Annotated in this window: 17 protein-coding genes; 3 read left to right on the top strand and 14 right to left on the bottom strand. The window is 63.0% G+C overall.

Annotated elements, in window-relative coordinates:
- Positions 1–26: 26 nt before the first annotated feature.
- The 9 genes from IVB50_RS16810 to eno all read right to left on the bottom strand — a co-directional run bounded on the left by IVB50_RS16810 (position 27) and on the right by eno (position 8,360).
- Positions 27–479, bottom strand: coding sequence for a nucleoside deaminase (locus IVB50_RS16810; protein WP_018458058.1), 453 nt, complete (start codon positions 477–479; stop codon positions 27–29).
- Between the two features lie 2 nt (positions 480–481).
- Positions 482–784, bottom strand: a complete 303-nt coding sequence (locus IVB50_RS16805) for a DUF5076 domain-containing protein (protein ID WP_007590623.1) — start codon at positions 782–784, stop codon at positions 482–484.
- Between the two features lie 3 nt (positions 785–787).
- On the bottom strand, positions 788–2,176 hold the full coding sequence (locus IVB50_RS16800; protein WP_026233491.1) for a pyruvate dehydrogenase complex E1 component subunit beta: 1,389 nt from the start codon (positions 2,174–2,176) through the stop codon (positions 788–790).
- 29 nt (positions 2,177–2,205) lie between these two features.
- Complete coding sequence (pdhA, locus tag IVB50_RS16795) at positions 2,206–3,228, bottom strand: pyruvate dehydrogenase (acetyl-transferring) E1 component subunit alpha (RefSeq protein ID WP_085395047.1); 1,023 nt, start codon at positions 3,226–3,228, stop codon at positions 2,206–2,208.
- Between the two features lie 311 nt (positions 3,229–3,539).
- The gene (locus IVB50_RS16790) at positions 3,540–3,857 is read right to left on the bottom strand and encodes a septum formation initiator family protein (protein WP_007590617.1); all 318 of its coding nucleotides are present in this window, start codon (positions 3,855–3,857) and stop codon (positions 3,540–3,542) included.
- 209 nt (positions 3,858–4,066) lie between these two features.
- Positions 4,067–4,618 carry an NADPH-dependent FMN reductase gene (locus tag IVB50_RS16785; protein ID WP_018458061.1) on the bottom strand — a complete coding sequence of 184 codons (552 nt, stop codon included), beginning with the start codon at positions 4,616–4,618 and terminating at the stop codon, positions 4,067–4,069.
- Between the two features lie 175 nt (positions 4,619–4,793).
- Entirely contained in the window at positions 4,794–5,792 is a 999-nt protein-coding gene (locus tag IVB50_RS16780) for an MBL fold metallo-hydrolase (RefSeq protein ID WP_018458062.1), read from the bottom strand.
- 116 nt (positions 5,793–5,908) lie between these two features.
- A complete protein-coding gene (locus tag IVB50_RS16775; RefSeq protein WP_247296600.1) occupies positions 5,909–7,042 on the bottom strand; it encodes a zinc-binding dehydrogenase in 1,134 nt (377 codons plus the stop codon).
- A gap of 34 nt (positions 7,043–7,076) precedes the next feature.
- Entirely contained in the window at positions 7,077–8,360 is a 1,284-nt protein-coding gene (eno, locus tag IVB50_RS16770) for a phosphopyruvate hydratase (protein WP_018458064.1), read from the bottom strand.
- Positions 8,361–8,533: 173 nt separating this feature from the next.
- Between eno and IVB50_RS16765 the strand changes: the two genes are divergently transcribed.
- Together IVB50_RS16765 and queF are read left to right on the top strand one after the other, a co-directional pair.
- A complete protein-coding gene (locus tag IVB50_RS16765; RefSeq protein ID WP_247296597.1) occupies positions 8,534–9,511 on the top strand; it encodes a lyase in 978 nt (325 codons plus the stop codon).
- Between the two features lie 51 nt (positions 9,512–9,562).
- Positions 9,563–10,015: a preQ(1) synthase gene (gene queF, locus IVB50_RS16760; RefSeq protein WP_018458066.1), complete on the top strand. Its 453-nt coding sequence runs from the start codon at positions 9,563–9,565 to the stop codon at positions 10,013–10,015.
- A 22-nt stretch (positions 10,016–10,037) separates the two neighbouring features.
- Here the strand turns inward: queF and IVB50_RS16755 are convergent, their stop codons facing one another.
- Both IVB50_RS16755 and IVB50_RS16750 read right to left on the bottom strand, forming a co-directional pair.
- Positions 10,038–10,661 carry a dihydrofolate reductase family protein gene (locus IVB50_RS16755; RefSeq protein WP_085395044.1) on the bottom strand — a complete coding sequence of 208 codons (624 nt, stop codon included), beginning with the start codon at positions 10,659–10,661 and terminating at the stop codon, positions 10,038–10,040.
- A gap of 17 nt (positions 10,662–10,678) precedes the next feature.
- Positions 10,679–10,981: a hypothetical protein gene (locus tag IVB50_RS16750; RefSeq protein ID WP_247296595.1), complete on the bottom strand. Its 303-nt coding sequence runs from the start codon at positions 10,979–10,981 to the stop codon at positions 10,679–10,681.
- 110 nt (positions 10,982–11,091) lie between these two features.
- On the opposite strand from IVB50_RS16750, the gene IVB50_RS16745 reads away from it, so the two are divergent.
- Positions 11,092–11,508 (top strand): helix-turn-helix domain-containing protein, encoded by a 417-nt coding sequence (locus tag IVB50_RS16745; RefSeq protein WP_204511304.1) that lies wholly within the window; start codon positions 11,092–11,094, stop codon positions 11,506–11,508.
- A 30-nt stretch (positions 11,509–11,538) separates the two neighbouring features.
- Here IVB50_RS16745 and IVB50_RS16740 read toward each other — a convergent pair whose 3' ends face one another.
- The 3 genes from IVB50_RS16740 to IVB50_RS16730 form a co-directional block, all read right to left on the bottom strand.
- Positions 11,539–12,747 (bottom strand): MFS transporter, encoded by a 1,209-nt coding sequence (locus IVB50_RS16740; protein WP_018458070.1) that lies wholly within the window; start codon positions 12,745–12,747, stop codon positions 11,539–11,541.
- Positions 12,747–13,610: a 3-deoxy-8-phosphooctulonate synthase gene (gene kdsA / locus IVB50_RS16735; protein ID WP_247296593.1), complete on the bottom strand. Its 864-nt coding sequence runs from the start codon at positions 13,608–13,610 to the stop codon at positions 12,747–12,749. The genes IVB50_RS16740 and kdsA overlap by 1 nt, the downstream gene beginning before the upstream one ends.
- A 125-nt stretch (positions 13,611–13,735) precedes the next feature.
- Positions 13,736–14,062, bottom strand: a complete 327-nt coding sequence (locus IVB50_RS16730) for an NIPSNAP family protein (RefSeq protein WP_007590607.1) — start codon at positions 14,060–14,062, stop codon at positions 13,736–13,738.
- Positions 14,063–14,205: the final 143 nt, after the last annotated feature.

Here is a 14,205-nt window from a genome sequence, read left to right as displayed (position 1 = left end):
TCCGGACCGAAGACGAACAGACCAGGTTAGTTGCCGATATCGCCCTGCCACAGGCGCTCATTGGCAGGGATGGAACGCCAATTCTTCATCATGGTGATGGAGCGGTCGTCGGCAAGGTCGATCCAGGAGATGCCGAACTTGTCGAGAATGTCCTTGGAGCCCTCGAAGGTGACGGACTCTCCAATCACCACGAGCTTCACCTTGAACAGTGCGAGCGCACCGGCACACATCGCGCATGGCGACAGCGTGGTGTACATGACGGTATCGTGGAACGAAATCGCACCCGCCTCGCGCAGGCAACTCATCTCGCCGTGCAGGATCGGGTTGTTTTCCTGCACGCGGTTGTTGTGGCCGCGGGCAATGACCTTGTTGTCGCGGGTCAGCACGGCGCCGATCGGCAGGCCGCCTTGCGCGATCGAGGCTTCCGCCTCGCGGATCGCCTCCAGCATGAAATCGAAATGATAGGCTTCGATCGCCACGGTCAGTGCCCCTTCCCGCGCGGCGTCGTGGTGCCGGTGTCGGTGGGACGCTCGATCTCGGCCTGGAACATCTCGATGATCCGGTTCAGCGCGTCCTCCTCGGTGTATTCGCTCTCGCGCGCATAGGCGCGCGCGGCGTGACGGGCGAGATCGACGAGCAGCAGGCCCCACATGTCGGGCTCGTCGAAGGCCCGCTGGAACGCCATCGACAGCCCGCCGTCCAGCACGAACACGCGCAGGATCTCGACCGCATCATCGCGGACGAGGACGTCGGGTGGCAATGGCTGCTCCTTCGGACCCGCCATGGTCTACCTGTAGCAGACGGCTTTGGCGGCCTCGACCACTTCGGCAGCCGAAGGCAGCGCGAGCTTTTCCAGGTTCGCGGCATACGGCATCGGCACGTCCTTGCCGGAGACCCGGGTTACAGGCGCATCCAGATAGTCGAAGGCATGCTCCATGATCCGCGCGGCGATCTCGGCGCCGACACCGCTCTGGGCCCAGCCCTCTTCCACCGTGACGGCACGTCCCGTCTTCTTGACGGAGTTGACGATGGTGTCGGTGTCCATCGGACGCAGCGTGCGCAGGTCGATCACTTCGGCCTCGATGCCGTCCTTGGCGAGTTCGTCGGCGGCCTTCAGCGCGTAGCTCATGCCGTTCGACCACGAGATGATCGTGACATGGCTGCCGGAGCGCACGATGCGCGCCTTGCCGATCGGAATCACGAAATCGTCGAGCTTCGGCACCTCGCCAGTGTGGCCGTAGAGCATTTCGTTCTCGAGGAAGATCACCGGATTGGGATCGCGGATCGCAGCCTTGAGCAGGCCCTTGTAATCAGCGGCCGAGAACGGCGCGACGACCTTGAGGCCGGGGACGTTCGAATACCAGGACGAATAATCCTGGCTGTGCTGGGCGGCCACGCGGGAAGCGGCGCCGTTGGGCCCGCGGAATACGATGGAGCAGCCCATCTGGCCGCCGGACATATAGAGCGTCTTGGCCGCGGAGTTGATGATCTGGTCGATCGCCTGCATAGCGAAGTTGAAGGTCATGAACTCGACAATCGGCTTCAACCCGGTCATCGCGGCGCCGACGCCGATGCCGGCAAAGCCGTGCTCCGTGATTGGCGTGTCGATGACGCGCTTGGCGCCGAATTCCTGAAGCAGCCCTTGCGTCACCTTGTAGGCGCCTTGGTATTCGGCAACCTCTTCGCCCATCACGAAGACGTCGGCGTCGCGGCGCATCTCCTCGGCCATAGCATCGCGCAGGGCTTCGCGGATGGTCTGCGTCACCATCTCGGTGCCGGCGGGCACTTCCGGGTCGGGTTCTGCGACGGCCTGCGGCGCCGGCGCAGCCTTGGGAGCTGGAGCCTCGGTCTTCGCGGCGGCAGGGGCTACGGATTCGGCAGCCTTCTGCTGCTGGGCAGGCGCGGGCGCCTTGGCGAGATCGGCGGCACTTTCGCCATCGGCCAGAATTGTCGCGATCGGTGTGTTCACGGCCACGTCGGCGGTGCCCTCGGGGATCAGGATCTTGCCGAGCGTACCTTCATCGGTCGCCTCGACCTCCATGGTCGCCTTGTCGGTCTCGATCTCGGCGATGACGTCGCCGGACTTGATCGTCTCACCCTCTTTTTTCAGCCATTTGGAGAGGTTGCCCTTCTCCATCGTGGGCGACAACGCGGGCATCAGCACTTGAATTGGCATATCGGCTCCAAAAGAAAGCTTGCGCGCGTTCAGCGGTAAATATCGGTCCAGAGCTCGGCGGCATCCGGCTCGGGATCATGCTGGGCGAAATCGGCGGACGCGTTGACGATGTCGCGCACCTCGGCGTCGATCGCCTTCAGATCCTGCTCGCTGACCTTGGCGGCCAACAGGCGGTTGCGCACCTGCTCGATCGGATCCTGGTCGTGGCGGACTTTTTCGACCTCCTCGCGCGTTCTGTACTTTGCGGGATCGGACATCGAGTGGCCGCGATAACGGTAGGTCTGCATCTCCAGGATGAAGGGTCCCTTGCCGGCGCGGCACCAGGCCGTCGCCTCGTCGCCGGCGGCCTTCACGGCGCGGACGTCCATGCCGTCGACCTGCTGGCCGGGAATGTTGAAGGAGGCGCCGCGCTTGGAGAAATCCTGCTGCGCCGAGGCGCGCGAGACCGAAGTGCCCATGGCGTAGCGGTTGTTCTCGATGACGTAGATCACCGGCAGCTTCCAGAGCTCCGCCATGTTGAAGCTCTCATAGACCTGGCCCTGGTTGGCCGCGCCGTCGCCGAAATAGGTGACGCTGACATTGTCGTTGTCGCGATAGTGATTGGCGAAAGCGAGCCCGGTGCCGAGCGAGACCTGTGCGCCGACGATGCCGTGGCCGCCGTAAAAGTGCTTCTCCTTGCTGAACATATGCATGGAGCCGCCCTTGCCCTTGGAATAGCCGCCGCGACGGCCGGTGAGCTCGGCCATGACGCCTTTGGCCTCCATGCCGGTGGCGAGCATATGGCCGTGATCGCGATAGCCGGTGATGACCTGATCGCCCGGCTTCAGGGCCATCTGCATCCCGACCACCACGGCCTCCTGGCCGATATAAAGGTGGCAGAAGCCGCCGATCGCGCCCATGCCGTAGAGCTGGCCGGCCTTTTCCTCGAACCGCCGGATCAGGAGCATGTCGCGGAGCGCCTTGAGCTCCTGCTCTCTGGTGAATTCCGGGGGCGAACCGCCGTCGGTCTTGTCCTGTGCAGTACTTGCGGCGGCTTTCTTGGGTGCGGCCATGGGAATTCCGGGTCAGAGAAAACTTCAGCCCTGTCTAACCCAAGTCAAACGCCCTTGGAAAGCACCGCGGCGGCATGGCACGCCTTTCATTATGCCGCACTGCAACGCGATCGTAATATTGCAAAATCTTTGACGCGGATCGGGCAACATTTAGCTCCCCGACTCCCACATCGTGTGTGGAATACCGATCGCAGATCCGCTCACGTCAGCCGCAGGAAGCAACGGGCTGCTTGCATATCGCAATCGCGCTGGCTCGATGGAGTCAGCGGCAGACCGCAAACCCCGCAAATGGCGCTTGTGCCGCTCGAGTGTCAGTTCGCCGGGATCGTCCGGACGAGATCGCGCGGATTGACGTAGTCGAGCTGGAAGCGCGCCCGCTCGTCCAGCATGTCGGGGTCGATCTTCGCGGAGCGCAGCAGCGAAACGCGCTGCTCGCTCCTGGCGCGCTCGCGCTTGAGCTGCGCGAGTTCGCTGGTCAGCGCCACGATCTCCTGGTCGAGCTCCTGGCGGGCGTTGAGGCCGTATTTGCCGGTATAGGCGTTGACGCCGAAATAGCCGACGATGGCGGCCGCCATCGCATAGAGGGCAAGACCGGTCAGGATCGATTTCAGGCGCGCGCGGGAGACCATCCTGGGAAGATGGGACAGGTTGGTTAAGGGCGTGCTAATTGCCCGCCCGCTTGGCGTTCCAATGCCTGGCTCAGCCGTCATGCCCGGCCTTGTGTCGGGCATCCACGTTCTTCGTCAATTTGGCAAAGACGTGGATGGCCGGGACATCTAGCGCGAAGACGCGCTTCGCGCTTTTGCCCGGCCATGACGGAGACCCGGGGTTCGCGGCCTCAGCCGTGATGCTTCGCGACGTGCACCGCAAACGCGTCGATATAGGCCTGGAGCACCGGCTTCAGGGACTCCTTGGTCAGGTTGCCGTCGGCATCGAACGCGTCGCCCACCCCGTTCAGATAGGCCTCCGGCTGCTGCATGATCGGGCCGGAAATGCCCGGCAGGATGTTCTGGAGCGTCTTGGCGGCACTGACGCCGCCGAGCGGGCCCGGCGAGTTCGCGATGATGCCGACCGGCTTATCGTTGAACGAGCTCTTGCCATAGGGCCGCGAGGCGACGTCGATGGCGTTCTTCAGCACCCCCGGGATCGCGCGATTGTATTCCGGCGTGACGAAGATGACGCCGTCCGATTTCTGGATTTTTTCGCGGAAAGACAGCCAATCCGCCGGCGGCGCTCCCTCGAGGTCCTGGTTGAAGAACGAGATGCCGGCCGGCGTGATGACCTCGAGCTTGAGCGAGGCCGGCGCGAGCTTGGCGAGCGCATTGGCGATCTTGAGCGAAAAGCTGTCCTTACGCAGGCTGCCGGCGATCGTGGCGATATTGTAGGCCATGGAGTGTCCTCGAAATCTTCAGCGGGAGTGCCGGGTCGGCACTTAAGCGATCTCGACCGATAGATGCAAGTGCATGGACCGGTCGGATTTGGAAACGCTGGGTTTCTGAACGGTTGCCCAAACAATCAGGCCGCCAAGTGGCGGCCCGATCCCTGGTACAAATCTGCAAATCGGCTCAGATCGTCGGATTCCACGCCGACGGGATCAGGCGATATTTGGCGCCGTCCTTCTCGACATGGCCGACCGAGGGGAAGGTGAAGTGGAAGCCGATCACGGTCGCCTTCTCGGCCGCCGCCATGTCGTAGAATTTGTGGCGGGTTTCCTGCGCCAGCGCTGCATCGGTGTCGAACACCACATGCCAGTCCGGATTGCGCAGGAAGAACTCCGGGATGTTGGTGACGTCGGACTGGATCAGCACCTTGGCATCGCCAGAGGCGACCGCGAACGAGGTGTGCCCCGGGGTGTGACCGGGCGTCGCGATCGAGGTGATGCCCGGTGCGACCTCCTTGCCCCACTCGTACTTCGTCACCTTGGATTCGAGGCCGGCAAAGGTCTTCTTCACGTTGGCGAAGTAGGTCTTCATCATCGCGTTGGACTCGGCCTTGGCGGCGTTGTCCTCGCTGGTCCAGAACTCCCAGTCCTTGCCTGGCACCATGATCTCCGCATTGGGGAAGGCAAGCGCGCCGTCGGCGAGACGAATGCCGTTGGTGTGGTCGGGATGCAGATGCGAGAGCAGCACGACGTCGATGCTCTTGGGGTCGACGCCGGCGGCCTGGAGGTTCTGCAGCGTGCGGCCGACCGCGCCCTTGCTGGGCTCGAGATTGGCGACACCGTTGCCGGTATCGATCAGCACGAGCTTGGAGCCGGTGTTGATGAGCTGCGGGTTGAACGGCACCGTGACCATGCCCTTCGGCATGTAGGCCGCCTCGCCAGCGGCCAGCGCTTCCTCCTTCGGCGCGTTGACGACGAACTTGTCCGGCATCGGGAAAGTGCGCGCACCGTCATTGATGGAGGTGCACTCGTAGCTGCCGACCTTGTAGCGGTAGAAGCCCGGCGCCTGCGTGCCGGCTTGCGGTACTGAGGCATTGGCGACGGTCGGCCCAAAGCCGGTCACGGCAGCCGCACCGAAGGTGGCGGCGCCTGCAAGCAAATGGCGGCGATTAAGATCGGTCATGAGGTCCCCTTCTGAGCGCCCCGCGGTTTTCCCGCGTGCAAATGGCGGCGGAATAATCCCCGGCTTCGCTCAGAAGGCAAGACCTTCTTTCGGTGACGTGCCGTCGCACGTCCCGATTATTTGTTCGGGTTGATGAGGAATTTTTCGCCAGTGGCGCGTTTGGCGTACACCGCGATGTTGGCGGGATCGAGCGCCTCGGAAAGCGACACCACCTTGGTGTAGTGGCTGGCAAACGTGGTCTTCAGTTCGTCGACGACGCGCTGGCGCAGCCTGGCCCCGTCCGCCTGCCCGATCTTCATCAGGAACGGAAACAGCAGCCAGCCGCCGACGCCCCAGGCCATGCCGAAGCCGCGCGGCAGCTCAATCGGGCGGACATCGAGCGCGCCATAGACATAGACCTGCTTGTGCACGTTGGAGCCGTAGCGGCTGTACTCCTTCGCGGTCTTGTTGATCGCGACTTCCATGCAGTTGAGGATGTCTCCGGCGAGCTTCCCGCCGCCGATGGCGTCGAAGGCGATGGTGGCGCCGGTCTCGACCAGCGCATTGGTGAGATCGCCGAGGAAGCTCGGTGCGCTGGAATCGACGACATATTTGGCGCCGATCTTGTGCAGGATGTCGGCCTGCTCCTTGCTGCGCACGATGTTGACCAGCGGGATGCCGTCCTTGATGCAGATCTTGTTCAGCATCTGCCCGAGATTGGAGGCGGCCGCAGTGTGCACCAGCGCCTTGTGACCCTCGCGTCGCATGGTCTCGGTCATGCCGAGCGCGGTGAGCGGATTGACGAAGCAGGAGGCACCTTCGGCCGGCGTGGTGCCTTCCGGCAGCGGCAGGCACTCGCGCACTTTCAACGTGCGATACTGCGTGTACATCGCGCCGCCGATCATGGCGACGGTCTTGCCCATCAGCGCCTTCGCGGCATCCGAGGAGCCGGTCCTGATCACGACTCCCGCGCCTTCGTTACCGACCGGCATGGATTCGTCGAGCCGGCCTGCCATCGCCCGCATCGCGCCTTCCGGCACTTTCGCGGTGATGACGGGAGCTTCTTTGGTGCCCGAAGCCTTTGCCGTGCTCATGTCGGCCGCGCCGATCAAGAGCCCGAGGTCGGACGGGTTGATCGGCGCGGCCTCGACGCGGACGACAACCTCGTCCGCGGCGGGTTCGGGGGTCGGCACGTCGAGCAGCGAGATTTCGAGCTCACCGCTCTTCTTGATCAGCGAACGCAGTTGCAGGCCGTTCTTGCCGTCGCTCATGTCGATCCTCCCCTGTTCTTGTCCGACCGCTGGCTTATGCCAGCGCCTTCAGTGCCGCCTTGCCGCCGTAGAGCGCCTGCTTGCCGAGCTGCTGCTCGATGCGCAGGAGCTGGTTGTATTTGGCGGTGCGATCGGAGCGCGCAAGGGAGCCGGTCTTGATCTGACCGCAATTGGTGGCGACCGCGAGGTCGGCGATGGTAGAATCCTCGGTCTCGCCGGAGCGGTGCGACATCACCGAGGTGTAGCCGGCCTTGTGCGCCATCTCGACGGCGGCGAGCGTCTCGGTCAGCGTGCCGATCTGGTTGACCTTGATCAGGATCGAATTGGCCCGTCCGGCCTTGATGCCTTCGGCGAGGCGCTTGACGTTGGTGACGAAGAGATCGTCACCGACGAGCTGGCACTTCTTGCCGACGAGGTCGGTCAGCTCCTTCCAGCCGTCCATGTCGTCTTCCGACATGCCGTCCTCGATGGTCACGATCGGATAGCGCGAGACGAGATCAGCAAGGTACTTGGCCTGCTCGGAGATCGAGCGGGTCTTGCCCTCGCCCTCGTAGACGTATTTGCCGTCCTTGAAGAACTCGGTCGAGGCGCAGTCGAGGCCAATGACGATGTCGGAGCCCGCCTTGTAGCCGGCCTTGCCGATCGCGTTCATGACGAATTCGAGCGCGGCGTCCGCCGACGGCAGGTTCGGGGCAAAGCCGCCCTCATCGCCGACATTGGTGTTGTGGCCGGCCTTCTTCAATTCGGACTTCAGGGTGTGGAAGACCTCCGCGCCATAGCGCAAGCCCTCGGCAAAGGAGGACGCGCCAACCGGTAGGATCATGAACTCCTGGAAGTCGATCGGATTGTCGGCGTGCATGCCGCCATTGATGATGTTCATCATCGGCACCGGCAGCAGCCGCGCCGAGGTGCCGCCAACGTAACGATAGAGCGGCATGTCGAGCGAGTTCGCGGCCGCCTTGGCGCAGGCGAGCGACACGCCGAGGATGGCGTTGGCGCCCAGCCGGCTCTTGTTCGGCGTACCGTCGAGGTCGATCATGATCTGGTCGAGCTGGGCCTGCTGCTCGACATCGAGGCCGCTCAGGGCCTCGAAGATTTCGCCGTTGACGGCGCCGACCGCCTTGGTGACGCCCTTGCCGAGATAGCGAGTCTTGTCACCGTCGCGTAGTTCCACCGCCTCATGGGCGCCGGTGGAGGCGCCGGACGGCACGGCAGCACGGCCAAGCGCGCCATCTTCCAGCACGACGTCGACCTCGACGGTGGGATTGCCACGGCTATCGAGAATTTCGCGGCCGATGATGTCGATGATGGCGGTCATGATGTGCACTTCCGTTCGTTAGGGCTGATCGGTGCCGCGGGTCTTACACGGACCGCAAGCAAATGTGAACGCTTGGAGGGTGGGCTTCGACTGACGCGTGAAGCGGCTCGGACTAAGGTTGACCGCATCTGGTCTGCCGCAAAACCTCAATCTGAAACGGTCGGGGTAACGCCATGAATCGCCGCCAGTTTCTTGCCTCGAGCATCGCCCTCCTCGCGACCCGCCCGAGTTTTGCGCAGGAAGGCCCGTTCCGGACAAAATACTACCCCATTAGCTCCGGCATCGGTCTGCACGACCTCGCTCCCGCTCCCGATGGCACGGTCTGGTTTACGGCCCAGGGCAAGGGCCTGCTCGGCAGGCTCGATCCGAAGGATGGCAGCCATAAGACGGTCAGCCTCGGCCAGGGCGCCGCCCCGCACGGCGTGACCATCGGCCCCGACGGCGCGCCCTGGATCACCGAGGGCGGCCAGAATGCGATCGCCCGCGTCGATCCTTCCGACCTCAAGGTCACCCTGTTCCGCCTGCCCGAGAAGTTCGCCTACGCCAATCTCAACACCGGCGTGTTCGACAAGGACGGCACCTATTGGTTCACCGGCCAGTCCGGCTATTACGGCCGCCTCAAGCCGAACGCGGGCGGGATGGACGTGTTCAGGGCGCCCAAGGGCGTCGGCCCCTACGGAATCACCGTCACGCCCAAGGGCGACGTCTGGTATGCCTCGCTTGCCGGCAGCTATATTGCCAGGATCGATCCGGCGACGGGCAGCGCCAGTGTGGTCGAGCCGCCGACGCCGAGCCAGGGTTCGCGACGGGTCTGGTCGGATTCGAAAAGCCGGATCTGGGTCAGCGAGTGGAACAGTGGCCACGTCTCGGTGCACGATCCCGCGGAAGCCTCCTGGAAGACCTGGAAGCTGCCCGGCGAGCGTCCCCGCACCTACGCGGTCTATGTCGATGACAAGGACAAAATCTGGCTGACCGATTTCTCCGCCAACGCCATCGTCCGCTTCGATCCCGCCACCGAGCGTTTCAACGTGTTCGCCAGCGACAAGGCTAACGCCAATGTGCGCCAGCTCGACGGGAGGCCGGGCGAGCTCTGGGGCTGCGAATCCGGCAACGACCGGATCGTCATGATCCAGACGGTCGCCGCCGGTTGACGACAGCGGCATTTGCGTCCATCCCGGCACGCGGAACAGGATGTGACGACAATGGCGAAGAAATCCCTTCAGCTGGGCCGCGCGGTCGAATGGCCGCACACACCGGAAGAAGCGCAGCTCGACCGCGTGCCGAACCCGCAAAAGGGCACGGACTATCTGGTACGCTTCACCGTGCCGGAATTCACCTCGCTCTGCCCGGTCACGGGACAACCGGATTTCGCACATCTGATGATCGACTACGCCCCCGGCCAATGGTTGCTGGAATCGAAGTCGCTCAAGCTCTACATCGCGAGCTTCCGCAATCACGGCGCCTTCCACGAGGACTGCACCGTGATGATCGGCAAGCGCATCGCGAGCGAGATCAAGCCGAAGTTCCTGCGCATCGGGGGCTATTGGTATCCGCGCGGCGGCATTCCAATCGACGTGTTCTGGCAGACGGGCCGCGCGCCGAAGGGATTGTGGGTGCCCGAGCAGGGCGTCGCGCCCTATCGCGGCCGGGGCTGAGCTTGAAGAGACCGTTTCTGACTCACCGCGTTCGGTCTCGACCGCGAAGATTTGCTCGCTCGGGGGACGAGGTATAGCGGCTAACAACCATGCCGCTCGAATAAGCCTTGGCCTCGAGTAATTTTAGCTTCCTGAACCCCGACGCCGCGAAGATCCTGACGCCGTCACCCAATACCGCCGGGTTGACGTAGAATTGAAACTCGTCAACGAGACCTTGTTCGATCAGCGCCGCGGCAAACCCCGCGCCACCGAACACGCCAATGTCGCGCCCTCGTTGGCTCTTTAAGGCGCCGACCACCTCGTGCAAATCTCCGCTGACAAGCGTGGTTCGTTCCCACGCCGGCTCCGTTGGCTTATTCGTCGGAACCATTTTGCTCATTTCTGTGATACGCTTAGCGAACGCGTAGAATGGCTCAGTTGGGTAGCGGTTCGCTGCGTTCTCCCAATGCCGTAGATACCCTTCATTCAGCATCTTCCGACTGAGAAGAATCGTGTCGATGCGCTCGAAGTGTGCATTGAAATCGCGCTTCAGTTCATCATCCCAAAAGTTGTTGTCACCCCAACCCCATAGCTGCCAATTTACCGTTCCGTAGGAGCCGACAAAGCCATCGGCTGACACCTGCATCTGAAGGATAAGTTTTCGCATCGGTCTATTCTCTCGAATCATGCAAGGATCGAAGTTGCGAACGATTCAGCAGCCCATTGTTTGAAGGTCGTTCGAGTTGTGTTTTCTGAAGCTGGCGTGTCGAGTGCCCATCGCTCTTGGCGATTGAAGCTCGCTGGGGTTTCGATCAACGCTTCCGTGAAGCTGGCTGATATCCCGTTTGCGATCATGCTGCTGCGGGCGTCATCGAGCGGGACAGATCGATAAGTCACGTCTTTGCGCAGTTTCCTGCCCAGGAGCTCTGTCACCTTCTGAAATATGTAAAAGCCGCCGCTTCCAACCTGATGAATATCTGCCGGCATTTTCCACCACTCCTCCAGCACTGAGACTTTGTGACTGATTTACATTTGGAAGCATTGACGCCATCATCGAATGATGTCAATAGTAAATCGATTTACAAAGGGAACTACGGATGTCGGGAAGACAGCGATCAGGTTGCCCAATCAGTCTGTCGCTGGAGTTGCTCGGCGATCGCTGGACGCTGCTGATTGTGCGTGACATCGTTTTCGCGGGGAAACAGCACTTCCGGGAATTTCTGCAGTCCGATGAATCGATATCATCGCGGACGCTTGCGGAGCGGCTTCAAACGCTGCAAGAAGGCGGCGTCCTTACCCGTCATGACGACCCCACGCATAAACTGAAGGCGATTTATCGCCTTACGGAGGCGGGCATTGATCTGCTGCCTGTCCTCGCCGAGCTTGGCTTATGGGGCAGCAAATATCGTAATGCTGATCCGGATCTTGGTGCGATTGCCGAGAGACTATCGGCGGGGGGCCCCAAGATGCTTTCCCAGATGAAGCAAAAACTGAGGAAAGGAGGTTCTAAATGACGATACGCCGCGTCAGGCGCTAGACATCTTTTAGGCGACTGCATCCGATGGCGCCCGCTGTTTCAACAGCCGCGCACAGGCGAAGCCCAGCGCGACCATGATCGCGGCGCTCGCGAACAGGGTCGGCATCTTGCCGCCATGCTGGAGGCCAAGTCCATAGGCGAGCGGCCCCACCGTCTGCCCCATGAAGAAGAAGAACGAATGCAGCGACAACGCGGTTGCGCGCGCCTCGACCGAGAGTTCGCTGGCAAACATCTGAAGGCAGCCATGGGCGATGTAGAAGCCCCATCCCATCACGATGAGATTGAACGCCTGGACTTCCCAGCGCAGGCCGAAGCCGACGGCAACGAGCTGCGAAGCCACCAGCGTCATGCCCGCGATCATCATTCCCTTCATGCCCAGCCATGGCAGCAGGCGCGACACCGTCAGCGTGTAGAACAAGCCGCCGACCGCAAAGCCCGCGATGACGATGCCCGCGATCGAGAGCGAGGTCTGACCGAGCTCGAACAGGAACGAAGCGATGTAGGGAAACAGGCCGAGCACGCAGCAGCCTTCGATGAACACCGCCGCATAACAGACATAGGCGTTCGGGTTGGTGAAGATGGTGCGATAGCCCGCCTTCAGCGCCGACAGGCTCGTCTTCGGCGGATGCTTGACCTTGGCGCCACGAAAACCGGCGGCGACCGCGATCGAGGCAACGATCACCAGCGCGCCGAGCACCGCCAGCACGCCGCGCCAGCCGAGGAAATCGCCGATCAGGCCGGAGGCCGAGGCGCCGAGGAGATTGCCCGCCATCGCGCCGGCGAGCGTGCGGCTGATCGCGACCTGGCGCTTCTCCGGACCGACGAGATCGCTGGTCAGGCTGAGCGCCACCGGAAACACGCCGCCGGAGCCGATACCGGCGAGGATACGGGTCGCGAACAGAACCGAGAATGAGCTCGAGAGCGCCCCCAGGATGTTGGCAAGGCCGAGCAGCGCGAGGCAGCCGATCATCAGCCGCGTCTTGCCGAACAGATCGGCGGCGGCGCCGACGATCGGCTGGATGATCGAGAAGGTGAAGGCGAACACCGCGGCAAAACCGGCAGCGGTCGCGATGCTGACGCCAAAGTCCTCCGCGACGTGCGGCAGCACCGGATCGAGCGCGCGCGCGGAGAGCGCCGCGGCGAAGCTTGCACCGGAGATGACGTAAAGCGCGGCCGGCAGGCCGTGATCGTGCGCCCGCGCCTCGCCTTGCTGCATCAGCGCGGGTCGGCTTTGGTCGAATCCTTGGCGAGCGCGTCGAATGCCATCAGCCTTCGGATCAGCCCTTCGAACTCGCGCAGCGGCACCATGTTGGGTCCGTCGGACGGCGCGCTGTCAGGATCGGGATGGGTCTCGATGAAGATACCGGCAACACCGACGGCGACGGCTGCGCGTGCGAGCACCGGCACGAATTCGCGCTCGCCTCCGGAAGACGTCCCCTTCCCGCCCGGCTGTTGCACCGAATGAGTCGCGTCGAAGATCACGGGGGCGCCGGTGGTGCGCGCCAGGATCGGCAGCGCGCGCATGTCGGAGACCAGGGTGTTGTAGCCGAAGGACGCGCCGCGTTCGGTGACGAGCACGTTGGGATTGTTCGCGCTCGTGATCTTGGACACGACGTTGGCCATGTCCCAGGGCGCAAGAAACTGACCCTTCTTGACGTTGACGACCTTGCCGGTTGCGGCCGCCGCCAGCAGCAGATCGGTCTGGCGACATAGGAAGGCGGGAATCTGCAACACGTCCACCGCCTGCGCCACCTCGGCACACTGCCTGGCGTCATGCACGTCGGTCAGGACCGGCAGGCCGAGCGACGATCGGATTTCGGCGAAGATCGGCAGCGATTGTGCAAGTCCGAGGCCACGCGCGGCCGACGCGCTGGTGCGATTGGCCTTGTCGAATGAGGTCTTGTAGACGAGGCCGATCTGCAGCCGCGCGGCGATCTCCTTCAGCGCGGAGGCCACCTCCAGCGCATGCTGGCGGCTTTCGAGCTGACACGGCCCGGCAATGATCGAGATCGGCAGATCATTGCCGAATTTGACCTTGCCAATGGTGACGACCGGCGCCGCTGACGTCGAAGAGCTCAAGGCAAATCCCTCGTTCCGGCGCGACCATAGCCGCGATGAAGGGCGGATCAACCCCATTCGGCCTGGGCTCCCAGAATATCAGGGTTGCGCCCAGGCTCTCCGCGACGCCCTCGCGCCGGCCGCCTCTACTTCACCGCCGAGAAGGCGGTCGGCGCCAGGATCTGGCTGACGATGTTGCCGACGATCTGGCCGTCCGCCTCGCTCTCGGCGCGCCCCTTCATCCAGTCCGGATCGGTCATGAAGGCGGCCCACTTCTTCTCGCGCTCGGCGAGCGACTCCCAGGCCAGGAAATAGGTCAGCTCCTGGTTGGATTCACCGATCAGCGTCGTGAAAAATCCGGCCTGCCTGATGCCATGCTTTTCCCACACCTTCAGGGTGACGGTCTCGAACCGCTTGAGCAGTGCCGGCAGGCGGCCGGGCACGCAGCGATAGATGCGCATTTCGTAGATCATTCGTATTCCTCCCTGATCAGGTCCGGCGGTTATAACGGCCGGCCCCGACGGTGTCTTGAGGCCCGCTCAGCCGCCCCGGTAGCGTTCCGTGCATGGCTAGAGCCCGCTCAAGCCGCTTCATCGAGAGCGGGTTCCCGCAATGC

Source organism: Bradyrhizobium sp. 87 (genome assembly GCF_023073015.1).
Lineage (GTDB): Bacteria > Pseudomonadota > Alphaproteobacteria > Rhizobiales > Xanthobacteraceae > Bradyrhizobium > Bradyrhizobium canariense_D.
This window is presented reverse-complemented; position numbering and strand designations above follow the sequence as displayed.

Excerpts from the sequence above, each read along its gene's own strand:
- IVB50_RS16805 (WP_007590623.1), bottom strand. The coding sequence starts at position 784 with ATGGCGGGTCCGAAGGAGCAGCCATTGCCACCCGACGTCCTCGTCCGC.
- IVB50_RS16800 (WP_026233491.1), bottom strand. The coding sequence starts at position 2,176 with ATGCCAATTCAAGTGCTGATGCCCGCGTTGTCGCCCACGATGGAGAAG.
- pdhA (WP_085395047.1), bottom strand. The coding sequence starts at position 3,228 with ATGGCCGCACCCAAGAAAGCCGCCGCAAGTACTGCACAGGACAAGACC.
- IVB50_RS16790 (WP_007590617.1), bottom strand. The coding sequence starts at position 3,857 with ATGGTCTCCCGCGCGCGCCTGAAATCGATCCTGACCGGTCTTGCCCTC.
- IVB50_RS16785 (WP_018458061.1), bottom strand. The coding sequence starts at position 4,618 with ATGGCCTACAATATCGCCACGATCGCCGGCAGCCTGCGTAAGGACAGC.
- IVB50_RS16780 (WP_018458062.1), bottom strand. The coding sequence starts at position 5,792 with ATGACCGATCTTAATCGCCGCCATTTGCTTGCAGGCGCCGCCACCTTC.
- IVB50_RS16775 (WP_247296600.1), bottom strand. The coding sequence starts at position 7,042 with ATGAGCGACGGCAAGAACGGCCTGCAACTGCGTTCGCTGATCAAGAAG.
- eno (WP_018458064.1), bottom strand. The coding sequence starts at position 8,360 with ATGACCGCCATCATCGACATCATCGGCCGCGAAATTCTCGATAGCCGT.
- IVB50_RS16765 (WP_247296597.1), top strand. The coding sequence starts at position 8,534 with ATGAATCGCCGCCAGTTTCTTGCCTCGAGCATCGCCCTCCTCGCGACC.
- queF (WP_018458066.1), top strand. The coding sequence starts at position 9,563 with ATGGCGAAGAAATCCCTTCAGCTGGGCCGCGCGGTCGAATGGCCGCAC.
- IVB50_RS16755 (WP_085395044.1), bottom strand. The coding sequence starts at position 10,661 with ATGCGAAAACTTATCCTTCAGATGCAGGTGTCAGCCGATGGCTTTGTC.
- IVB50_RS16750 (WP_247296595.1), bottom strand. The coding sequence starts at position 10,981 with ATGCCGGCAGATATTCATCAGGTTGGAAGCGGCGGCTTTTACATATTT.
- IVB50_RS16745 (WP_204511304.1), top strand. The coding sequence starts at position 11,092 with ATGTCGGGAAGACAGCGATCAGGTTGCCCAATCAGTCTGTCGCTGGAG.
- IVB50_RS16740 (WP_018458070.1), bottom strand. The coding sequence starts at position 12,747 with ATGCAGCAAGGCGAGGCGCGGGCGCACGATCACGGCCTGCCGGCCGCG.
- IVB50_RS16730 (WP_007590607.1), bottom strand. The coding sequence starts at position 14,062 with ATGATCTACGAAATGCGCATCTATCGCTGCGTGCCCGGCCGCCTGCCG.